Genomic DNA, 22,474 nt, shown 5'->3' with positions numbered 1-22,474 from the left:
GCTCGAACGGTTTGTTTTTGGAGGGGAAGCAGATCAATGACAGAAGCGCATCATGAAGAGCATCACGATGAATTGCCGTTTTGGCGGCACTATATTTTCTCGACGGACCACAAAATCATCGGTATTCAGTACGGGCTGACCGCTCTGGTGTTTTTGTTTTTCGGCTTCTGCCTGATGTTGTTGATGCGCTGGCAGTTGGCCTATCCCGGCAAGCCGCTGCCGATTGCCTTCCTGACAAATTGGCTCGGGGAATCCCGGATGCCCGGTGGGGTGATGGCGCCCGAGTTTTACAACCAACTCGGCGCGATGCACGGCACCATCATGGTCTTTCTTGGCGTGGTGCCGCTGGCCGTGGGCGCATTCGGCAATTACCTGGTACCGCTGCAAGTTGGCGCGCAGGACATGGCGTTCCCCAAGCTCAACATGTCCAGCTACTGGGTGTATTTTATCGGCGGCGTGGTCATGCTCGGCAGCTTCTTTGTGTCCGGCGGCTCAGCGCAGTCCGGCTGGACCTCGTATGCGCCGCTTTCAGTTATCACCCCCCTCAGCCATTCACTTTTCACGGGCCAATCCCTGTGGCTGACCGGCATGGTGTTCCTCATCACCTCTTCGCTCCTCGGCTCGGTCAATACAATCACGACCATCATCCAGTTACGAGCAAAGGGACTGACGTGGATGCGGTTGCCATTTTTCGTTTGGGCACAGTTGGTCACGGGCTTCCTGCTCGTGCTGGCGTTTCCGCCGTTGGAAGCGGCGGGCGTGATGCAGTTGATGGATCGCATGGCGAACACCAGCTTTTTCCTGCCGAGCGGGCTGGTGGTCGGCGGCAAGGCGCTGAACGTCAGTGGCGGCGGCAGCGCGTTGCTCTGGCAGCATCTTTTCTGGTTTCTCGCGCATCCGGAAGTGTACGTGTTGATCCTGCCCGCGATGGGAATCGTCGCCGAGGTCATCGCCAACAACACGCGCAAACCGCTGTGGGGCTACAAATCCCTGGTCTATTCGGTGATCTTTCTCGGGTTCATGTCGTTCGTCGTCTGGGCTCATCACATGTTCCTGACCGGCATGGGCACGGCCATCAACGCCTTCTTCCAGACCACCACGATGATCATCTCGATCCCGTCAATCGTCATTCTGACGGCGCTGATCCTCTCGCTGTGGGGCGGTTCCATCCGGTTCAACGTGCCCATGTTGTTCGCCCTCGCGTTTCTGCCGATGTTCGGCATCGGCGGCCTGACAGGCCTGCCGCTCGGTTTGGCAAGCGCGGACATCCATTTGCACGACACGTACTACGTCATCGGCCATTTCCACTACGTTGTCGCGCCGGGGACGCTCTTCGCGCTCTTCGCGGGCATCTACTACTGGTTCCCGAAAGTCAGCGGCAAACAAATGAACGAGTTCCTCGGCAAACTCCACTTCTGGGGTTCGCTCGTCTTCATGAACGGCATCTTCATGCCGATGTTCATCGTGGGCATGGCGGGTGTATCACGGCGCCTGTACGACGGCGGCAGTTCCTATCTTCACGCCCAGAACGTCCTCTTCCTGAACAAGGTCATGTCGCACTCCGCGTGGGGCCTGGCGATTATTCAACTGTTCTTCATCGTGAATTTCTTCTGGAGCCTGTTCGCCGGTCGAAAGGTGACGAGCGATAATCCGTGGGAATCCACGACCCTCGAATGGGCCACGCCGACTCCGCCGCCGCACGGGAATTTTCTAAAGATCCCGGAAGTCTATCGCGGCCCCTACGAGTACAGCGTGCCAGGTGAAGAAAAGGATTTTCTTCCCCAGAATGAACCCGACAAGAAACCGGGCGACCCGAACAACCCAGGAAAGAAATAGATGTCTACTGCCATTGAGATTCCTTACAACTCGACCGAGCGACCGGATACCGGCCTGTACAATGCCAAACTGGGCATTTGGCTTTTTCTTGCCTCGGAAGTGATGCTGTTCGGCGCATTGTTCTCGACGTACGTGCTGTTGCGCACGGGCGCGGAGACGTGGGAACACGGCGCGGAATTCCTCAACGTCCCACTGGCCACGATCAATACGCTGGTGCTGATTATCTCCAGCGTGACGATGGTCATGAGTTGGGCCTCGTTGAAGATGAAGAATCTCGGCCGGTACAAGTTGTACATGGGCCTGACTATCCTGTGCGGCGCGATCTTCCTGGTCATTAAGGGATTTGAGTACGCGCATAAATTCGAGACCGGCCTGTGGCCGTCGACGAGCACATTCATGGCGATCTACTTCACGATGACCGGGCTGCACGGGTTGCACGTCATCGGCGGCATGATCGTCAATAGTTACCTCTGGGGGCCCGGCAGCAAGATGTGGCAGACCGACCCGGAACGCTTCACGAATCGGATCGAAGTCGCCGGTTTGTATTGGCACTTCGTCGATCTCGTGTGGATTTTCCTGTTCCCCGTCCTTTACCTTTTGCCAGGCAAATAGAATGGATCGAGATATCATGAGCGACACGCATCACGAAGACGTTCAAAGCCACGTGAAGACCTACATCAAAGTCTTTGTTGCGCTGGCGGTCGGCACGCTGATCACTGTGTTGGCCTCCAACATCCACCTTGGCATCATCCTCGGCATTATTGTGGCGTTGATCATCGCCACGGTCAAAGGTTCGCTGGTAGCGGCCTTTTTCATGCATCTCTCTGCCGAGCGAAAAATGATCTACTGGGTGCTCGTGCTCACGGCGACATTTGTGGTGGTGATGGTGGGGTTGATCATGTTTGCCCGTCAGGACCAGCAGGGACGTCAACAGGGGATTTTCGTCGTGCCACAAGGACACGTGCCGGCGCATCCGGCGGAGTAAACATGTCACTGAAGACGTTCCATATTATCTTCGTCACAATGGCCGTCCTGCTGTGCCTGGTTTTTGGCGGTTGGTGTCTCAACTCCGATTACGCGAAAGGACGCGCGGGGTATGCGATTACTGGATACGTCTCTTTTGGCTTTGGCGTGTTGCTGGTGTTGTACGAGATCATGTTTCTCAAGAATTTGAAGGAGAAGAAATAGGGCGATGAACGTCTTTCACCGGGCCAGGAAATTGGCGGTGTTCGCGCTGGTTGCCGCGATGGGTTTGTCGCCACGCCTGTTGCTGGCGTGCGCCGTCTGCTATGGGGCGCCCGGTGCGGCGCAGACGCGCGGCATGAATTTTGGAATTTTCACGATGCTGGGTGTCACGGGTGTGGTGCTGGGCGGGTTCGGCGGCCTGTTTTTCCGTTTTGCGCGACGGGCGCGCCGTCACAGTACGGAGCTGACACCGTAACGATTCAAGCGAAAAGGACTGAACCATGTTGCAGAAGCTTTTAGGACTACCGATCAATGCCTCCGACCGTGGGGCGGATATGGACTGGTTGATTTTGTACGTGCACATCCTGATGGTCGTGCTGTTCGTGGGATGGATTGCGTTTTTCCTATATACGCTTTTTCGCTTCCGCAAGGGGCGCAACCCCCGGGCGGATTACACCGGCGTCAAGACGCACGCCTCTTCCTACTTGGAGGTGGCCATTGCCGCGATTGAAGTCGTCCTGTTGGTTGGCATCTCGATTCCATTCTGGTCGTGGAAAGTCAGCGCGTTCCCGACCGAAGCGAACACGGTACACGTGCGTGTGATCGCCCAACAGTTCGCGTGGAACGTCCAATATCCCGGTCCCGACGGCGTTTATGGACACACCGACATCAAGCTGGTCAATGAGGAGTCGAATCCAATCGGTATCGATCGCAAAGGTGACCCACGTGCCAAAGACGACATCGTGACGCTGAACCAGCTTCACCTTCCCGTGAACCGCCCTGCAGTCATCGACATTACTACCAAGGACGTGATTCACAGCTTTTTCCTGCCCGTCATGCGCGTGAAGCAGGATGCCATCCCAGGCATGCTCATCCCTATTCACTTTGTCCCCACGAAGACCACCGAAGAAATGCGCGAGGAAGAGGCATTCAGCCTTACACTTCCTCCCACCAAGGACCTCGACCCCTATGTCTCGATGGAGGACTACAAGGCTGCCGATGGCACGGTATTGGCGAAAAAGGGACGCCTCATCAGCAAGGATGCGGCGGCGAAGCTGGTTGCCAGTGGCATTACCACGGTCCGCCTCGGGCCGCATTACCCGGCGGAAATTGCCTGCGCCCAGCTTTGCGGTTTGAGCCATTATCGCATGCGTGGTTATCTCACAATCGATAGTGAAAAGGATTACGCGGCGTGGGTGAAAGACCAGGAGGATTCGTTGGAGGAATAGCCTCCGGCGACTCATTGTTTGCGCTGATCAAGATGAACAATCACTTCCACCGTTGGCTGCACCGCTTCGCTTGTTTGTTGGCCTTTGCGACGTTCCTCCTCATTTGCGCGGGCGCGAGCGTGACCAGTCACCGCGCGGGCCTGGCGGTTCCCGATTGGCCAACCACATACGGCAGCTTTATGTTCTCCTTCCCGATATCAAAGTGGGTCGGCAACATCCGCTATGAACACGTTCACCGTCTGATCGCTAGCGTGGTCGGGATGTTGACCGTCGCCCTGACATTTTGGCTGGTGCGGAGGGAACAACGCCGCTGGGTGCGCCGCCTCGGCATCGCCGCCTTGGGCGTGGTGATTGCCCAAGGGGTTTTGGGCGGATTGACGGTGAAACTAATGCTCCCGCCACCAATCTCCATCGCCCACGCGAGCCTGGCGGAGGTGTTTTTCTGCATCACGATAGCTTTGGCGCTGGTCACCTCCGAGTGCTGGATGCAGGCGCCACCGGCTTATGAAACCGCTAACGCCGGGTTGATTCGACGATTGGCGCTGATCTCGACGTTCGCGATCTACCTGCAGATCATCCTCGGGGCGACGATTCGTCATTCCGAATCGGGCGTTCTCGCGCACATCATCGGTGCCGTCGTGGTCTTTGGGTGTGTCATCACCAGCATGGTGATCGTGCTGTTCACGCAAAAGCAAAAGGAATTCGTTCGGCTGGCGATTTTATTACTCGGGCTGGTTACAGCCCAGGTTGCATTGGGATTGGTGACATTGATGGTACGCGTGCCGAAGAATGTCGACGGTCAATTGTCGGCGATCCAGGTAATCGTGCCGACACTGCACCTTGCGTTCGGCGCGCTGATTTTGGCGACAAGCTTGGTGATCACGTTGAAGGCCTACCGGTTCCTCGCTCTGCCGAGGGAGGAAGCGGCATTGCCATTTGCAGCAGGGGCGCTCTCATGAAAAGTCTCTCCTCCTATATCGAGTTGACCAAGCCGCGCATCCTATCGATGGTGTTGGTGACGACGACCATCGGTTATTTTCTCGCGGCGAAGGGGATTCATCCGTTAGGGACTCTTTTCCTGACGCTGCTCGGCGTGGGTTGCGCGACGGGCGGTTCGGCGGCGTTGAATAACTATCTGGAACGCGACGTGGACGGTAGAATGGTGCGCACTCGCGATCGCGCCTTACCTGCGGGCTTGATCCAACCGGCGAACGCTCTGGCCTTCGGCATCAGCCTCGTGCTGCTCGGGTTATTCATCCTAGTTTGGGCGATTAACCTACTCACCGGCTTTCTCGTCCTGCTCGCGGCGTTCCTGTACGTGCTGGTTTACACGCCGATGAAGCGCTTGACGTGGCTCAATACGACATTTGGGGCAATTCCCGGCGCAATTCCACCGTTGTGCGGCTGGGCCGCCGCGACCGGCCGGCTCGACGCCGGCGCGTGGGTGCTTTTCCTGATTCTTTTCGCATGGCAACACCCTCACTTCTACGCGATCGCGTGGATGTTCAAGGACGACTATCGCGATGCGGGTTTCAAAATGTTGCCCGTCGTCGATCCAAGTGGCGTACGTACATTCCGCCAGACGATTTTGTTTGCCACCCTCTTGCTAGGGGTATCGGTACTCCCCACCACCATCGGCATGACGGGCAGGGTGTACTGCATCGGAGCGCTCATGATTGGCCTGGCGCTGCTGGCGGTCGGCGTGCTGTTCACCCGCTCGAAATCGTTTCTCGACGCGCGACGGTTGCTCAAGGCCTCCGTCATCTATCTTCCGCTATTGCTGCTACTCATCATCATCGATGCCGGCTTTTAGAAGTTGATTCCCATGAGCGACTCTCTTCTCGTGGTCGAAGCGCTGACACACCGCTACGGTGATCGCACGGCCCTCAATAATGTCAGTTTCCAGGTCGCCAAGGGCGAAATCTTCGCGCTGCTCGGCCCGAATGGCGGTGGCAAGACGACGCTCTTCCGAATCCTCAGCACCCTGGTTGCGCCCAGCCAGGGAAGCGTACGCATGTTCGGTGTCGACGTGGTCCGCGAGCAGGGCGAGATTCGCCGCCGCATCGGAGTAGTCTTTCAATCGCCAAGCTTGGACCGCAAACTGACCGTGCTTGAGAACCTCCGCCATCAGGGTCATCTCTACAATCTTCGCGGACAGGGATTGCAATCACGGATTGATCTGTTGCTTTCGCGGTTTGGTATGGCGGATCGCAAGGGTGATCTCGTAGAAACCCTTTCGGGCGGCCAGCGACGAAGGGTGGAGTTGGCGAAGGGCCTCTTGCACAAGCCGCAGTTGCTGTTACTCGACGAACCGAGCACGGGACTCGATCCCCGCGTGCGGCGGGAGTTGTCGGATTATCTCGAACGTTTGCGTGATGAAGATGGCATGACCATTTTGCTGACGACACACCTGATGGAGGAAGCGGATCGGTGCGACCGTCTGGCGATATTGGATCACGGCCAACTCGTGGCACTCAGTACACCGCGCGAATTGAAGGAACAGATTGGCGGTGACGTGATTTCGGTGGAAACCCGTCAACCCCAAGCATTGGCCGAACAGATTGGCAAACGGTTTGGCATCGAGGCGCGGACCTTGAGCGGTAGCGTGCGCGTCGAGCGGATAAACGGCCATAAGTTCATTGCGGAGTTGGTCGAGGCGTTCCCCGGTCAGATCGACGCTATCAGCATTCACAAGCCGACGCTGGAAGATGTGTTTATTTGTCGTACCGGGCGTCGATTTGAGGAGGCGGTGGCGTGAGCACGAAATCTGAGGCGAACTACTTCCTTTTGCCCGCGCTCACACTCTGGTGGCGTGAGATGGTGCGATTCTTCCGCCAGACCAATCGCATTGTCGGCGCGCTCGGGACACCGTTGGTGTTCTGGTTGTTGCTCGGGTCGGGGCTCGGCAAATCCTTTAGCGCGCCGTCAGCGCCTTCGGGTCATGGATATCTGGAATACTTTTTCGGGGGCACGATTGTCCTGGTGCTGTTGTTCACCGCAATCTTCTCGACGATTTCGATTATTGAGGACCGCCGCGAAGGATTTTTACAGGCCGTGCTCGTGGCGCCGGTCGGGCGATTCGCGCTGGTACTGGGGAAGATCCTTGGCGGGACGTCGCTCGCGCTCATCCAAGGATTAATGTTTTTGTTATTGGCGCCGTTTGTGGGCATATCATTCAGCATTGCGTCGGTGATCTGGCTGGTCGTGGTGATGTTCTTGTTGTCCTTTGCGTTGACCGGCTTGGGATTCCTGCTTGCGTGGCGGATGGACTCCACCCAGGGATTTCACGCGATCATGAACCTGTTTTTGATTCCGCTGTGGCTTTTGTCCGGAGCTGTCTTTCCGCCTTCGGGTGCGCCGTCGATTATGCGTTGGATCATGGTATGCAATCCCGTTTCCTACGGCGTGATTGCGATCCGTCACGGGCTGTACTGGAATACACCATTGGCGACTACGGGGATGCCGTCGCGTGAGATAAGCTTGCTGGTGACCGTGGTGTTTGCGGTGGTCATGTTTCTATTATCATGGTTGGCGGCACAACGGACCACGCGAGGGGATTTGCAATGAAAGTAAAAACCATTTTGAATATTGGGGTGATCAGCACCTTTTTCATCATCGTGGGGTCAATTCTAATGATTGTCATGCGGGGCGCCCCCACGAGGGCCTCGGCGATGGAAGTGCCCGTGCTCGGGTCGGTGCCGGAATTTTCGCTGATGGAGGCGAACGGCACGGTATTGCGACGGGCTGACTTGCTCGGCAAAGTCTGGGTTGCCAGCTTTCTTTTTACGCGTTGTGGTGAGGCTTGTCCGTTGATGATGCAGCATGAAGCGCGGCTGCAGCCGGACCTGCCGCTGCGCGATGACTTGCGGCTCGTGAGTTTTTCCGTCGATCCGGACTGGGACAGTCCGAAAGTGTTGACGGAGTACGCTCGCACCTTTGGTGCGGACCGGAGCCGCTGGTTGTTTCTTACCGGCGACAAGAAGCAGGTGTATCGCCTGGCCAGCGATGGGTTCCATTTGGCTGCCCTGGACGCTGATCCCACGAAGGAAATGCCGATCCTGCACAGCACGAAGCTGGTATTGGTGGACCGCGGCGGCGCGATTCGCGGCTATTACGACAGCTCGGATCCGATCGAGATGCAGAAACTCATCCGCGACGTGCGACAGGTGCTGGCGGAGCGGTCATGATCAGTTTGTCAGATCTACCGACCGTTAACGCAACGCTGAATGCAACCAGCGCAGTGTTTCTTGGGCTGGGTTATGGTTTCATCCGTCAGAAGCGAGTGACGGCACATCGCGTTTGCATGATTGTGGCGACGGTCGTGTCGGTGCTATTCCTCATTTCATATGTTACATACCATGCGCACGCTGGTCGGAAACATTTTACGGGCGAGGGATTGGCCCAGCCGGTGTATCACACGATTCTTTTCACACACACCGTATTGGCGATGGTTGTGGCCCTCTACCTGGCGCCCGTCACGCTGGTTCGTGCTTTGCGCGAACGATTTGACCAACACAAACGGATTGCGCGCTGGACGTTGCCGATTTGGTTTTATGTATCGGTGACCGGTGTGCTGATCTACTTCATGCTTTACCACTGGTATGCGCCTGCGTAAGCCGATCCCTTTCTTGATGCTGGCTGCTCTCGTGGCTCTCACCACGATCGCTACGGGCGCGGAGAGCGGCCAGGGCACCATCTCGGGTACGATCCGCCTGGTCGGTCCTCCTCCCAGCATCCCCACCGTGCAGCCCAGGATGGATTTCGATATGTGCGGCTCGGTGGCACGACCGACACAATCACTGTTGTTGGGCGCAAACCAGGCCGTCCGCAACGTCATCGTGTACCTGGCGGGTTACGCACAGAATAGCCCCGGCAATGGGACCAACGATGCCATCGTTCTCGATCAACGCGACTGCGAGTTCGTTCCGCGCATCCAGATCGCCCGCACTGGAGCGCCGTTGATCCTGAAGAACAGCGATCCCATCCTGCACGTCGTGCGCATCGATTCGATGAGTAGCACCAACGGGCAGCGGACACTCTTAAAAGCCGCGACGCCTTACATCGGCTTCGAGAAGATCTACCAACTCGCTAACTTTCGCGAACCGACGTTGTTACAAGTGACCTCCGGCAACGGTCATGAATGGATGGCCGCCTATATCGCCGTCTTGCCGCACCCCTGGGCCGCGCTCAGCGACGAGAATGGGCGGTTCACGCTGCACAACGTACCCGTGGGAACACACAGGATCTATGTGTGGCACGAAGCGCTGGGCACAATGGCACGCGAGGTACGCGTCAACAGTGAAGGCAATACCACGGCGGATTTCCTGTTTTCGACGGCGCGTTGATTGTCAATAGGCCCGCCGCAGATCCTACATACTGCGCAACATTCGCCTTTCGGCCAGCCGCGCATTTTTCTCGTCTCCAAGAGCGGTGAAGCACTCCTGCAGTGTCCGCCAAACGGCGCGGTCATCGATCCCGTGCTCGACCGCCGGCTGTAATATCTTGATCGCCTCGCGATAACGCGTGGCTTTCGTGAATGCGTTCGCAAGGACCTTACGACCGACCAACCCATTGGGCGCGATCGCGACAGCGCGCGTCCCATACACGATGGCTTCGTCGAGTTGCTTCGTCTCCGTATAATAGATTGTGAGATTCACGAGCGCCGGATAACAGTTCGGATCCTGAATCAGCGCGTTTCGGAACAGCGTTTCGGTATTTGTCCAGACAGCTGAACGTTTCGCGCTCAGGATCGCCAACGCGACCAGCAGCGTGACGGTCGCGGTGGGAAGGATCGGCCAGGCGTGGCGCCGATTGTTTGCCAGGCTGATGATGCCGACGCTCAATGGCAGTGCCAGCCCGATGAGCGGCAGGTACGTGAAACGGTCGGCCACGATGTGCGCACCGACCGGAACCAGTCCGATCGTTGGCGAGAGTGCTATCAGGTAGAACAACCAGGACGGTAGGACGAGGGGTGCACGCGTACGAAGAGCAAAGGCCACCGCGAGCAGGATGACGAACGCCAGCAGATAACCAACCGCATACAGCGGTGTCCAACCAAAGTCCTCGAATGTTGGGTACAATGCGGACAAGTGGAGCGGCCAGAAAAACTTCCCCACATAAAACAGCGTACAGTAGCCGACCAACCCTGGCCGCGCCCACAGCGGGATGACTCCCGTGCCTACGACTGTTTCGCCGTTGCCGCCGGCTTGCGCAACCAACGTTGCGACGCCGATGATCAGGCTGACGGCGAAGAACGGAATTTTCTCCCAAACCGCCACGCGCCGTTTCCAAAATGCGTCGAGAAGAACCAGCACGAGCGGAAGCGTGACGGCTGTTGACTTGGCGAGCGCGGAGCCGACGAACAACAGCAGGCACACCCAATAGTCACGCTGGTTCCCCCGGACAACCCACCGCAGGTACGCGAGTAGAGCGAGCAGATAGAAGAATGCGAAGAGTAAATCCTTGCGTTCTGTCACCCAGGCGACGGATTCAACGCGAAGCGGATGGGCGCCAAAAATGGCTGCCGTCAAAACCGCTGCCGCTTGCGCGTGCTTGAATCGTCCCTGGAGAAGCCGGAGCGCCAGGAGCAGCACGAGCAAGGTGTTTGCCACGTGCAACAACAAATTGGTGAGGTGATAACCAAACGGGTCGTGACCCCAGACCTGATAATCGATTGCGAACGAGAGCCAGGTGAGCGGGACATACAATTTCGCGGCCGGCTCCGTGAACATCGACCAGAGATTCGCCGGTGAAAGCGAGCGGATCGCGGGATTCTGCGTGATATGGCCGTAATCGTCCCATTGGAGGAATTGTCCCCCCAAGCCTCGTGCGTGCGCGGCGATCGTCAGCAGAACGACCAGCAGGCCCCCGATCCACAACCACCGATCCGTACGCGTATCTTCATTCATGAGAGCCGCACGAGAGGCGTTCTCATAGTTTACCCTCGCAGCGACGCTGGGACGTCCGCGCCAGTTTCGCGTTATTGGTGTCTCCCAGTGCCTCGAAACATTCGGCAAGCGCACGCCACACATCTGGGTCCTGAACGTCATGTTGGGCGAGCGGGCGCAGGACGCCGACGGCCGCGCGCCGATCGCCCTTGTTGATCAGCGCGTAGGCGAGGTTCTTGCGACCCGGAATGCCGTCGGGCGCAATCTCGACTGCCTGCTTTCCCTGGTCGATCGCTTCATCAAATTCTTTGCGGGTCGTGTGCCATACTGTGAGGTTGATGTGCGCCGGCAAGCACTTTGGGTTCTCCAGCAAAGCGTTGCCGAAGAGCGTCCCCGTGTCCTTCCACACGGTCCCGCGCTGGTCTGTCAGGAAAGTCAATATCACGAGGACAACAACGGTAGTCAGGCTCATGGCAAATCGCAATGTTGTGTTCGGCAGTGAAAACATCACCCCGACCACTGCCATACTTAGAGGCAATGCCAACCCGATCAGCGGCAGGTACGAAAAGCGATCAGCCACAATATGAATGCCGACTGGAATGAGCCCGATTGTCGGCGAAAGCGTGACGAGATAAAACAACCAGGCGGGCAATAACGCCGGCCAGCGTCGCCGGGCGATGACGACCATCGCCGTCACGGCTGCCAGTGCCGCGAGGTACCCGAGGCTTATGAACGGAGTCCAACCCATTTCGTCGAAGCTCGGGTAGACCGCCGAGAGATGGGCGGGCCAGAAGAACTTTTTCACGTAAAACAGTGAGCAATACCCGGCCAACCCCGGCCTCGCCCAAAGCGGGATGATTGCCGGGGTCGCTACGGTTTCTCCTGTCCCGCCGGCTTGCGCCATAAACGTGATCGCGGTGATGACCAAGCTGACAGCGAAGAACGGAACCTTCTCTCCCCAAGCCTTGCGCCTGGCGAGCCAATAGTCAATGACCAGCAGGACGAGCGGGAATGTCACCGCGGTAGACTTGGAGAGCGTGGACGCAACGAAGAGGCCGAAGCACGTCCAGTACGTCCGCGCTTTTTGGGTACCCAGCCAGCGCCAATAGGCGATCAGCGCGCAAAGATAGAAGAACGCGAACAACACGTCCTTGCGTTCCGTTGCCCAAGCTACTGATTCCACGCGCAACGGATGAACGCCAAAAAACACCGCGGTAAGAAGCGCTGCGGCGGTTGCGTATTTGAATCGGTCGCGGAGGATTTCCCGCACGAACACCAGCACGAGCAGGGTATTCGCGAGGTGCAGCAGAAGATTGGTGAGGTGATAACCAAAAGGGTCGCGGCCCCAGATTTGGTAGTCGATGGCGAACGAGAGCCACGTAAGCGGGCAATACAACTTGGCAATCGGGTGCGCAAACATCAGGCCCAGGTTCTCCACGGTCAGGGCGCGGATGGCGACGTTGCGCGTGATATGGTTGGTGTCGTCCCATTCGACGAATTGTCCCTGCAACCCGCGAAGGTGCGCGGTAATCGTGAGCGCAAGAACCAGCAGTGCGCCCAGCCAGAGTAACTTGTTGGACTCGGAACGCTCGTTCATGCCCGTTGGGCGCCGGCGCTAGGCGAGGTTGGCGGAGACGATCTGGCTGACCAGACGGTTATCGGCGCGACCCGCCAGTTTGACCTGGACAGCTTTCATCACCTTGCCCATCTCCGTCTTGGTGGACGCTCCCAGTTCCGCAATCGTGGCCTTGACGACCTCTTCCACCTGCGCTTGCGAAAGCTCTTCCGGCAGGTAGGATTTCAGCACCACCAACTCCGCTTTCTCCTTCTCGACCAAATCCGCGCGCCCGCCCTTCTCGAAACCCTCAATGGAATCCTGCCGCTGTTTGATCTGCTTCTTGATGACGGCGGCAACGTCGGCGTCCGTAAGTTGCTCCTGTTTCTTCTCGATCTTGTGGTATTCGACCGCCGATTTGAGCAGGCGCAACGTGGACAGGCGGATGGCATCTTTGGCGCGCATCGCGTCCTTCATGTCGGCTGCGATTTTGTCCATCAACATGCGGCCAAGACTAGGCGGGCAACGCGCAGCTTGTCAACTCATTCGACCACGGCGAGGGAGACAACAAGCAGCGTGTTGCCGACCTCGGGGCCCTTGACGAGAAGTTCACTTTGGCCGACCCGGACGCTCGACTTCACAAGGGCCGCGCGACCGGAATACATTTCAAAATCCATCATTTGTTGCTTTTTCTCGGGAGGCCTGAGCGTGATGAGAATCACGATGCCTTCGCCCAGATCCAACCGAAGCTGGCTATTCTCCTTGAGCGGTCCTCCTTTGAGGCCGAGTTGCTGATAGTGCTTGTAGCCAAAAACCTTCTTCAGTTTGGGCTCAAGCTTGGTTAGTTGCTCGTCCGGTTTGTCGGTCTCGTTGGACGCGCGGATCAGCCGCGCCTCAATCGACGCGGCCTGAACGCTCGCGCTCAAAACAACGCCGAGTAAGGCGGCTAACAGCCAACGCACGTTATGTGTCCAGGTTCGCAAATTCCGTCTTCATCCCATTCATGTCGGGCGTCCAGGGCAATCCCGAAACCCAGATCACAGTCACGCCAGCTTCCTCGGAATCGAACGTCGTGGCGGTCGAACGTGGGACCGGGGTCTTCACTTCCTCGACCTGGGCAAAATCCGGCGGAGTAGTTGGAGTGGACGGAGTGGGCACGGAAACCGCCACTTTGGGCGCGTGCGGAGTGGCCGGGGTGGCCACGGAAACCGTCACTTCCGGCGCGCGATGAACTGGCTGCATGAACCAAACCGCGCCGCAGGCGGCGATGATCAAAGCCGTTGCCGTCGCCATCGCAAATTGATGTCGCCGCAGCCAATTAGTCAGCGCCCGTTGCGGCGACGAAACCTCGACAGGTTCCTCCCCGCGCCGACGGATCTCCGTTTTCACCTTCGACCAGAAAAACTCAGCCGAATCGCTCATCGTCGCCGACGGTGGGTTGGCCTGCAACAGGCGCCGCACGTGCTGCTGGTGCCGATATTCCAACGCGCACACCGGGCAGCTGTTGAGGTGCCGCTTCGCCAGCCAAAGGCGCAGCCCTTTCAGTTGGCCGTCCACCAATCCGGTAACCAACGTTGTGTTGTGATGCCTCATATCACTTCCTTCAACAACTTTTGTAAATGTTTCCGGGCGTAATGTAGTCGAGACATGACCGTACCGATTGTGCAACCGGTGGCCTTCGCAATGGCCGCGTAATCCAGGCCGTCAAACTCGCGGAGTTGGACCACCGCGCGGTGCTCAGGCGATAACTCGCGCAACGCGGCGTCAATCTGCTCGCGCAATTCCCGCCGTTGTACTTCGTCCACCGGCGACGGGTTTGTGGACGGCGCTTGTTGGACGCTCGCGTCCGTCTCAGGACTAATTCCCTCTTCGAACGGGGTGGTGGGACGTCGGTCTCGGCGACGCACGAAATCGATGGCAAGATTGGTCGTGATCCGGTAAATCCACGTATAGAAGGAGGCGTTCTTCTGGAATTTGCGGATCGCCTGCCAGCCGCGGACGAAAGCTTCCTGGCACAGATCGGTCGCATCCTGTTCGTTACGGAGCATGCTAAACGCGAGTCCGTACACCTTGTTGCGGTAGCGGCCAACCAGCGCCTCGTAGGCCTCAAGTTTACCCCGCTGGCATTGCTCGACCAGGTCGCGGTCGCTGAATTCAGGCTGAGAAAGTTCATGCGCCGGATTCGACGCACGCGCCGTCGAAATATTCACAGGAATTTTGGCCGCGTTTTCCATTAGCCTTTCACCACCCCTATGGGCCGCAACCGCGCCACCTTGCGCGCAATGCCTGCATTATGACAGACATCGACCACGTTTTCCACGTCTTTGTAGGCCCACGGCGCTTCCTCCAGCGCTGTGCTGCGTCCCTGCGCCATCATGACCACCCCGCGCTCGCTCATTTCCCGTTGTAAATCCTGGAAACTCTTTTCCTTCTTCGCGCGGGCCCGGCTCATCATCCGCCCTGCCCCATGGCAAACCGTGCCCCAGGTCTGCTTCATCGCGCCCTCCGTGCCCACGAGAATGAAGGAGTAACGTCCCATGTCGCCCGGCACCAGCACCGGCTGGCCGATGGACCGGTAACGTTCGGGTATCATCGTGTGACCCGGTGGAAACGCGCGCGTCGCGCCTTTGCGGTGCACGCAGACGGTCTTCTCGCGGCCATCGACCTTGTGCTGCTCCAGCTTGGCGATGTTGTGCGGAACGTCGTACACCAGTTCCATGCCCAGTTCGCGCGGTGAGATGTCCAACGCGCGGAGGAACGCCTGTTCTGTCTTGGACATCAGCACTTGCCGGTTCGCAAAGGCGTAATTCGCCGCGCAACGCATCGACGACAAATACTCCTCGCCCTCGGGCGAATTCACCGGCGCGCTCACCAGTTGTCGGTCGGGCAGTTGGATGCCGTATTTCTGCGGCGCATCGCGCAGGATTTTCAGGTAATCGTCGCACACCTGGTAGCCGAACCCGCGCGAGCCGCAGTGGATCATCACCGTGACCTGGCCCAGGAACAATCCCATCACATCCGCGGCGTCTTCGTAAAAGATTTCGTCAACAACCTGCACTTCAAGGAAGTGATTGCCGCTGCCCAGCGAACCGAGTTGTCCCTTGCCGCGTTCCAGCGCGCGGTCGGTAATGTTCGACGGTTCGGCATCGGCCAGCCGGCCCTGTTCCTCGATGAAATCCAGGTCTTCCGCCTTGCCGAAACCATGCTCGACCGCCCAACGGGCACCTTGGTGGACGCACTGGCGCTCGTCAGAGTACGACATTTTCAAATCGCTGCCACGCCCCAGTCCGCACGGGATGTCCCGGAACAGTTGCGCGACTAATTCGTGAATCTTCGGCGCGACATCCTCGCGCTTGAGGTGGGTGCGCATCAGGCGGACGCCGCAATTAATGTCGTAGCCGACCCCGCCCGGAGAGATCACGCCGCCTTCATTCGGGTCGGTCGCGCAACACCCCCCGATGGGAAAGCCGTACCCCCAATGAATATCCGGCATCGCCAGCGAATACTTCTGGATGCCCGGCAAAAACGCGACGTTCGCCACCTGCTCCAGGCAATTGTCCCCAACGATGTTGGCCAGCATCTTTTCCGTCGCATAAATCCGCCCCGGCACCCGCATCCCCGCCTTGTAAGACACCGGCAGCTCCCAAAGACATTCATTGATCTTATGCAGGGGATTCACGAGAAAAACTTACCCTCCGCACACTGGTCCCGCAAGGAGGTGGATATCTTCATGCTTTTGCCTTTCACCCCCTTTAAACACCCCCAAAATGGGTTCGTTTTTCCAGAACGAACCCATTTGCAAACGCTCCTGCAAGCGTCATAAGCTTCTGTGAACATGATCGATACAATAAAAACTCCGCGAAAATGAAATGGGTTCGTTTCGCAGAATCGTATGTAGGGCCCGCGAGTCGTGCCGAAGCCTTGGCGAAGGCGGACCCCAAGCCGCGCACAATAGCGTGTCGCGCCATTGCCGGTCGTCGGTAAGGACGGCTGTCACAGCCGTCCGCGCCTGCACGTCCGATTTGTAGGGCAAGCGCTCCGTTTGCTGTAGTATTTGTCTTCCCTCCGCCTCTTGAACGTTGAATGTTCATTTGTTTCCCGGACCCTACTCCACGCCATCGTCCGTGTCGAGTTAAATTATCGATTAACGATATGTGCGGGGAAATCTCATCGCCCCAAGGGCAGAGCTCAGGGGGTGTAGATTGATTAGTTTCGTGCTCTGCCCCGTCACAGCAGAGGTTGCGGGTTCTAGCCCGTCACTCCCGTCAGTTTTTTGTTGATCCGGCGGCTATTCTGGGCGGCGGGACTGTTGCCCAATTCCGACGGCTACGCAGTCAAAACAACCGCAAAATGACCTGGCGGGTGAGTGTCAGGGTGATGGTTTTTGGCGGGCTGCAATCATTTCTTCTCTTGAACATCCTCCGTCTTGAGAATCTCAGGTGCGGGAAGACTGAGCATTTGAGCGATCAGCATGAGTATTCCCAAAACGATTGTTAGAATGGGAATTTCGCGATCAATTGGCAGTACATCCAACTGACGCAAGAGGGAACAAATCGACCCGACCATCAGGAAGGGACCGACGACTACCGTGAGCTTGTTTATACCGCCAACCAGAAGCGTGAGCACTCCTGCGGCAGCGAGTCCGACCGTCCAAATCCAATCTACTCCGGGGAGAACCTGAAGGATATTGAGCAACCAAGTGACCCCCAGCACGATAACCAGAACGGGCACAACGAGTCCTTTTATTTTCATGACAGCCCTTTCCTTTTCGCAGAACATCAGTATTCGGTCATACTGAGGGGGTGTCAAACAGGAAGTTTCGAGTTAAAGCCATTCGCGGTTGGAGACTTGCCGGTACTTGGGAACACGCTCATTTCAGATGGGAAGAGGAAGGCGTGAATCAGATTTTAGCAGTTCCCATTGTCAAAACACTCACTCAAAATAGGCAAACGACCCAGGCGGGTGAGTGTCAGGGTGATAGTTTTTTGGAGATTCCAGGGGCGGGAATCATGGGGTACTAGGCGGCGGATCAGGCGAGGGCAGAGGGCGGAGAAATGAAGAGTGGAGAGTCGAGGCTCGAATCTCGGATTACTACCCCCAAGCCGCATACTAAATGCGACCTCTCGCCTTAGAGATTTCCCAGCGAGAGAGCGTCTCGACTCTCCACCCCCGATGATACAAATCACATGGAAAAACACAAGAGAGAATTAGACGGCGGGAATGTCAACTCACAGACGGCGGCGCGGTGGGTCGTTGCGGGACGAAGGTTTGATAACGGTCCTGCTGGGCCTGTTTGGCGGCTTCGCGGGCTTGCTCGAAGAAGACCCGCTGGGAATGTACTGGCTTGGCGTCGCCGGATGGATGCAACCTTTCATGGCGACCGTCGGACATGAGTTGGCGCGCTTTGACGTTATCGTGGAAGGCTGTCCGCAGGATGGCAATCAGTCGGACTTGGGACGCCGGGTCGATGACCGGCACCAGCAACTCGACACGGCGGTCAAGGTTGCGCGGCATCCAGTCGGCGCTGGAAATAAAAACGAGCGGTTCACCGCCATGATGGAAATAGAGGATGCGGCTGTGTTCCAGGAAACGGTCCACGATGCTGACGACCCGGATGTTCTCGCTCAGTTTCGGCACGCCGGGCCGCAGACAGCAGATGCCGCGAACGTTGAGCTGGATCCGCACGCCCTGCCGCGAAGCGCGGTACAGCGCCTCGATGATGTCCGCGTCCACGAGTGAGTTGAGCCGGGCCATGATGTGCCCCTGCTGCCCCTCCTTGGAGCGTTGCGCTTCGCTTTCGATCAGGGCCAGCAACCGCGCGCGCAACCCGAGCGGAGCCGCTTCGAGGCGTCGATACTTGATCGGCTGCGAGTAGGCCGTGATCGTGTTGAAGAACTGTGTCGCGTCCGCGCCGAAGTCCTCGTTGCAGGTCATCAGGCTCACGTCGCTATACAGGCGGGCGGTGACCTCGTTGTAGTTACCAGTGCCGAAGTGGACGTAGCGACGGATACCAGCCGGCTCGCGCCGGACCACGATGCAGATTTTCGCGTGCACTTTCAATCCGCGCAGCCCATAGATGATCTGCACCCCGGACTGTTCCAGCGCCCGCGCCCAATCGATGTTGCGGGCCTCGTCGAAGCGGGCCTTCAATTCGACGACAACGGTGACATGCTTGCCGTTCCCCGCCGCCCGCGCCAGTGCGGCGACAATCGGGCTGCTGCCGCTGGTGCGGTAGAGAATCTGCTTGATGGCCAGCACGTCGGGATCGTCAGCCGCCTGCTCCAACAGGCGCACGACGGGCTCGAAACTTTCGTACGGGTGAAACAGCAGAATGTCGCGACGCGCGATGGCCTCGAACATCGATTCGTTCGGCGCGATCTGCGGGGACGGTTGCGGCAACCATGGCTCGTATTTCAATTTCTCGAAGCCGGCCCGTCCCGCCAGTTCGCGGTACGCGGCCAGGTCGAGCGGCCCGGGGATCAGATAAATCTGGTCGTCATTGACCTGCAGCGCTTGTTTCAGGAAAGCCAAAGACGTTGGCGAAATGTTCTGGCCAACTTCCAGGCGCACACAACCACTGCGCTTGCGGGCATCCAGCACCTCGCGCATTTGCGAGAGAAGATCGCCTGCCAGATCTTCCCGCACGAGGAGGTCCGCGTTGCGCGTGATGCGGAACGGGATGCATTCACTGATGGATTCGCCGGGAAATAGTTTTTCCCGGAACATCGAAACGACATCTTCGAGCAACGTGTAATCGTACCCATCCTGCTGCACGGGCACCGTGACGAGGCGGCTGAGGCGTTTCGGCAGGGTGACAATAGCGAAGCGCGGCTTGTGCGCGCGCGCGGTCGCAGGATTGAGCCGCACCAGCAGTTCCAGGCCAAGACCGGTCAACAACGGAAAATCGGTCGCGTCAACCGCCCGCGGGGTAACGATCGGGTAAATTTCGCGTTCGAAAAGTCGTTCCAGATACTCGGCATATTCTGGTCCGATCTGCTCGGGCGACAGGCGGCGGATTCCTGCGTCCGCCAACTTGGGTTCGATGTCCTGCGTAAAACACGCGCATTGTTCCGCCACGAGCTGGTGGGTGCGCCGGCTGATTTCCAGGAGCTGTTCGCGCGTGGTCAGGCCCGCGGGATCGAACAACCGCTTGCCTTCCTTGAGCAGCTGCTGCAGCCCACCCACGCGCACCATGAAGAACTCATCAAGGTTCCCGCTGGTGATTGAGAGAAACCTCAGCCGTTCAAGGAGCGGCACCGACGGATCGATGGCTTCTTCGAGCACCCGCCGATTGAACTCAAGCCAGCTCAACTCCCGGTTGAGAAAGAATTCGCCGCCCTTAGCCATCGGCGACCAGCCCTTTCGTCGATTCCGCGTTGCGGACGACGGCCTTCATCCCAAAAACCTCCTCGAACAAGTTGCCCTTTTCCTTCAAAGCGAGCCGCTCCAGTGTCAGGTCAACGGCGTCGCCGATGGAGATGACAAACTGGCCGGGCTCGCGGGAGAAAGTCATCGCCCGCACCTGCTGCATGTGGTCGCGGTCCAGCGCGTCGGCCACGCGCAGGATGGCCGCCATCTTCGCCACCGCAATCCGGCTGTCGCGGTCGAGCGTCGTATATTCCTCATGATAGGGGCGTGGCGTGGCGCGGCGATGGTAACGGGCCACCAGGGCGATCAGCGCGATGTCTTTCCGCGTCAGCCCGAACAACTCACTGTTCATGATGATGTACATGGAGTGCTTGTGATGGCTGCGGTCGCCGATGAACATGCCCACCTCATGCAGCAACGCCGCGATCTTCAGCAGCAGCTCAAAACGCTTTTCGAGGCGATGCTCCGGCTGCAGTTCATGAAACAGGCGGATGCTCAGCTCGGTGACCTGCTTCGAGTGCTTCTCATCGACGCCGAACTTCTCCCCCAGCGCGAGCGCGGATTGAACAGCCTGTTCGGAAAACGCCTCGGTCCACGTGCCCCCGGCGGCGATTTCCTTGAGCAAGCCTTCGCGCAGGCTCGATTTGGGGACGAGGATTTGCTTCACGTGGAACACGCGCGCCAAATGCGAGTACGCCAGCAGGGCGGGGCCGACGGTTTCGGCCTCCTGGTAGGGGATACGGTATTTGCGCACGAGTTCGTCAACAGTGGCCGGGACGAGTTGCTCGGTGAGCGCCGAAAACGTCTTCACGTTCACGGAACTGATCCGCACATCGGCCCACTTGGGAGAAAGCAGCGAGGCCGCAAACTGGGCGTCGCCCGAAATCGCGACCAGGTAGTGGACCTTGTCGACGGGCACATTACGGTAGACCTGGTCCACCATGCGATGAATGTGCTGGTCGAGAATGGTGCGCACGCGTTCGGCCGGCGCGCGAAACGTCTCCAGCGTCTCGCGCATGCGAAGCGAGCCAAGACGGTAGCTGTTGGCAAAGGTAACGCTGCCCCTTTGTGTCAGCACCAGCTCCGTGCTCCCACCGCCGACATCGACGATGATGGCGTTGGCATTTTTCAGGGAGCCGTCCTGTTGCAGCACGTCCTGCACGGCGATATACGTCAGGCGGTTCTCCTCGGTGCCTTCGATGACCTCCACATTGATCTGCGTGGACATGTAGAGGCGATCGACAAAGGCGTAACGGTTCTCGGCCTCGCGCACCGCGCTGGTGGCGACGGCGCGAATCTGGTCATCGCGCGTGATCCCGTACTCGACCATCACACGCCGGAAACCGAGCAGCACCTTGATGCAGTCCTCGATGGTTGCGGCCTGGATCCGGCCGGTGCTGAACGTGTCCTTGCCGAGCCGCACGGCTTGCTGGAGGGAATCGAGGTTGCGCACTTCCCCCTGTGGGCCGATCTCGGCAATCCGCATGCGAATGGCGCTCGCCCCGATGTCGATGACCGCCACGGGCCGTGCGCCCGGTGTGGTGTGTGGGGTAATTTCCGGTCGCGTTGCTTTGGTTTCAGGATCGGGCATGATTCCCATCAATCCCGTGGGTTGCGCTTGGATTCGGCGGCCAGCGCCGCGGCGCCCATCACGACCGCGTCATCACCGAGTTTCGCGACGACCACTTTCAATGATTTTGTGTACGGACGCATCGCCTGTTTTTTGATCGAAGCGCGGACTTGCTGGACGTACAGGCCCGGCATGGCCTCGACGAGGCCGCCGCCGAGGACAACCATATCAGGTGCGAGCAGATTCACAACACTGCCAATCGCAATCCCGAGATCTCTTGCGGAATGGGTGACGATTTCCTCAACGGCATGATCGCCCGCCTTGATCGCGGACGCCAGCGCTCCACTGCGAATCCCTCCCACGTCCGTGCCAGCGAGCTCCAACAGGTGTGGCGCTTCGCCGCGATATGCCGCTGCCCCGGCTTCCGCGGCGATGGCCAGGCGGCTGGCGACGGTTTCCAGGCAACCGCGCCGCCCGCAACCGCACAGCCGGCCTTTCGGTTGCATGTGGATATGGCCGATCTCCATGCAAGAACCGGTGCTGCCGCGAAAAAGTTTCCCTTCATACACAAGCCCGCCACCGATACCGGTACCGGGAAACACACCGAGCAGGCAGCGCATGCCCTTGCCCGCGCCGAAGTGGTATTCGCCGTACGTGCCCGCATCGACATCGTTGGCGACGACGACCGGACAGCCGAAATCCTTGGTCAGTTCCTTCTTCAGCGGCACGTTGTGCAAACCAAGGTTCGGCGCATTGAGAACGACGCCGCGGTCAATGTCGAGCCAACCCGGGCAACCGATGCCGATGGCGCTGAGCTGTCGGTGGTCCAAATGCGCGGCCTGCA

General features: G+C 58.5%; 24 protein-coding genes. 13 read left to right on the top strand and 11 right to left on the bottom strand.

Annotation, left to right across the window (positions count from 1 at the left end):
- The first annotated feature begins 36 nt into the window (after positions 1-36).
- From VNL17_06960 to VNL17_06900, 13 genes are read left to right on the top strand one after another with little or no spacing between them, the layout of a single operon-like run.
- Positions 37-1,836 (top strand): cbb3-type cytochrome c oxidase subunit I, encoded by a 1,800-nt coding sequence (locus VNL17_06960; protein ID HXI83815.1) that lies wholly within the window; start codon positions 37-39, stop codon positions 1,834-1,836.
- Entirely contained in the window at positions 1,837-2,448 is a 612-nt protein-coding gene (locus tag VNL17_06955) for a cytochrome c oxidase subunit 3 (protein HXI83814.1), read from the top strand. It abuts the gene before it with no gap.
- A 16-nt stretch (positions 2,449-2,464) separates the two neighbouring features.
- A complete protein-coding gene (locus tag VNL17_06950) occupies positions 2,465-2,821 on the top strand; it encodes a cytochrome C oxidase subunit IV family protein (GenBank protein HXI83813.1) in 357 nt (118 codons plus the stop codon).
- Between the two features lie 2 nt (positions 2,822-2,823).
- Positions 2,824-3,024 (top strand): hypothetical protein, encoded by a 201-nt coding sequence (locus tag VNL17_06945; protein HXI83812.1) that lies wholly within the window; start codon positions 2,824-2,826, stop codon positions 3,022-3,024.
- A 4-nt stretch (positions 3,025-3,028) separates the two neighbouring features.
- Positions 3,029-3,277 carry a hypothetical protein gene (locus VNL17_06940; GenBank protein HXI83811.1) on the top strand — a complete coding sequence of 83 codons (249 nt, stop codon included), beginning with the start codon at positions 3,029-3,031 and terminating at the stop codon, positions 3,275-3,277.
- A 25-nt stretch (positions 3,278-3,302) separates the two neighbouring features.
- On the top strand, positions 3,303-4,250 hold the full coding sequence (locus VNL17_06935; protein ID HXI83810.1) for a hypothetical protein: 948 nt from the start codon (positions 3,303-3,305) through the stop codon (positions 4,248-4,250).
- Between the two features lie 32 nt (positions 4,251-4,282).
- The gene (locus VNL17_06930; protein HXI83809.1) at positions 4,283-5,209 is read left to right on the top strand and encodes a COX15/CtaA family protein; all 927 of its coding nucleotides are present in this window, start codon (positions 4,283-4,285) and stop codon (positions 5,207-5,209) included.
- Entirely contained in the window at positions 5,206-6,063 is an 858-nt protein-coding gene (gene cyoE, locus VNL17_06925) for a heme o synthase (GenBank protein HXI83808.1), read from the top strand. Before VNL17_06930 ends, cyoE begins: the two co-directional genes overlap by 4 nt.
- A 12-nt stretch (positions 6,064-6,075) precedes the next feature.
- The gene (locus tag VNL17_06920) at positions 6,076-7,008 is read left to right on the top strand and encodes an ATP-binding cassette domain-containing protein (GenBank protein ID HXI83807.1); all 933 of its coding nucleotides are present in this window, start codon (positions 6,076-6,078) and stop codon (positions 7,006-7,008) included.
- A complete protein-coding gene (locus VNL17_06915) occupies positions 7,005-7,817 on the top strand; it encodes an ABC transporter permease (GenBank protein HXI83806.1) in 813 nt (270 codons plus the stop codon). Before VNL17_06920 ends, VNL17_06915 begins: the two co-directional genes overlap by 4 nt.
- Complete coding sequence (locus tag VNL17_06910) at positions 7,814-8,437, top strand: SCO family protein (GenBank protein HXI83805.1); 624 nt, start codon at positions 7,814-7,816, stop codon at positions 8,435-8,437. Before VNL17_06915 ends, VNL17_06910 begins: the two co-directional genes overlap by 4 nt.
- Positions 8,434-8,865, top strand: a complete 432-nt coding sequence (locus tag VNL17_06905) for a DUF420 domain-containing protein (protein HXI83804.1) — start codon at positions 8,434-8,436, stop codon at positions 8,863-8,865. The genes VNL17_06910 and VNL17_06905 overlap by 4 nt, the downstream gene beginning before the upstream one ends.
- Positions 8,866-8,881: 16 nt before the next feature.
- Positions 8,882-9,595 carry a carboxypeptidase regulatory-like domain-containing protein gene (locus VNL17_06900; GenBank protein HXI83803.1) on the top strand — a complete coding sequence of 238 codons (714 nt, stop codon included), beginning with the start codon at positions 8,882-8,884 and terminating at the stop codon, positions 9,593-9,595.
- A 24-nt stretch (positions 9,596-9,619) separates the two neighbouring features.
- Here VNL17_06900 and VNL17_06895 read toward each other — a convergent pair whose 3' ends face one another.
- From VNL17_06895 to VNL17_06845, 11 genes are all read right to left on the bottom strand, one after another.
- A complete protein-coding gene (locus tag VNL17_06895; protein ID HXI83802.1) occupies positions 9,620-11,158 on the bottom strand; it encodes a hypothetical protein in 1,539 nt (512 codons plus the stop codon).
- 22 nt (positions 11,159-11,180) lie between these two features.
- Positions 11,181-12,734, bottom strand: a complete 1,554-nt coding sequence (locus tag VNL17_06890; GenBank protein HXI83801.1) for a tetratricopeptide repeat protein — start codon at positions 12,732-12,734, stop codon at positions 11,181-11,183.
- An 18-nt stretch (positions 12,735-12,752) separates the two neighbouring features.
- On the bottom strand, positions 12,753-13,196 hold the full coding sequence (locus VNL17_06885; protein ID HXI83800.1) for a GatB/YqeY domain-containing protein: 444 nt from the start codon (positions 13,194-13,196) through the stop codon (positions 12,753-12,755).
- Positions 13,197-13,234: 38 nt separating this feature from the next.
- Positions 13,235-13,654 carry a hypothetical protein gene (locus tag VNL17_06880; GenBank protein HXI83799.1) on the bottom strand — a complete coding sequence of 140 codons (420 nt, stop codon included), beginning with the start codon at positions 13,652-13,654 and terminating at the stop codon, positions 13,235-13,237.
- A gap of 1 nt (position 13,655) precedes the next feature.
- Positions 13,656-14,285 (bottom strand): hypothetical protein, encoded by a 630-nt coding sequence (locus tag VNL17_06875; GenBank protein ID HXI83798.1) that lies wholly within the window; start codon positions 14,283-14,285, stop codon positions 13,656-13,658.
- On the bottom strand, positions 14,282-14,926 hold the full coding sequence (locus VNL17_06870; GenBank protein HXI83797.1) for a sigma-70 family RNA polymerase sigma factor: 645 nt from the start codon (positions 14,924-14,926) through the stop codon (positions 14,282-14,284). The genes VNL17_06875 and VNL17_06870 overlap by 4 nt, the downstream gene beginning before the upstream one ends.
- Complete coding sequence (locus VNL17_06865) at positions 14,926-16,371, bottom strand: RtcB family protein (protein HXI83796.1); 1,446 nt, start codon at positions 16,369-16,371, stop codon at positions 14,926-14,928. Before VNL17_06865 ends, VNL17_06870 begins: the two co-directional genes overlap by 1 nt.
- Before the next feature lie 719 nt (positions 16,372-17,090).
- A complete protein-coding gene (locus VNL17_06860) occupies positions 17,091-17,444 on the bottom strand; it encodes a hypothetical protein (protein HXI83795.1) in 354 nt (117 codons plus the stop codon).
- Between the two features lie 471 nt (positions 17,445-17,915).
- The gene (gene ppk1, locus VNL17_06855; protein ID HXI83794.1) at positions 17,916-20,039 is read right to left on the bottom strand and encodes a polyphosphate kinase 1; all 2,124 of its coding nucleotides are present in this window, start codon (positions 20,037-20,039) and stop codon (positions 17,916-17,918) included.
- Complete coding sequence (locus VNL17_06850) at positions 20,032-21,651, bottom strand: HD domain-containing protein (GenBank protein HXI83793.1); 1,620 nt, start codon at positions 21,649-21,651, stop codon at positions 20,032-20,034. Before VNL17_06850 ends, ppk1 begins: the two co-directional genes overlap by 8 nt.
- 8 nt (positions 21,652-21,659) lie before the next feature.
- A partial coding sequence (locus VNL17_06845) for an ROK family protein (protein HXI83792.1) occupies positions 21,660-22,474 on the bottom strand: 815 nt, incomplete at its 5' end.

This window comes from Verrucomicrobiia bacterium (genome assembly GCA_035577545.1).
In the GTDB taxonomy this organism is placed as follows: domain Bacteria; phylum Verrucomicrobiota; class Verrucomicrobiia; order Palsa-1439; family Palsa-1439; genus Palsa-1439.
The sequence above is the reverse complement of the archived record's forward strand: the minus strand, read 5'-3'. Positions and strand labels throughout refer to the sequence as shown.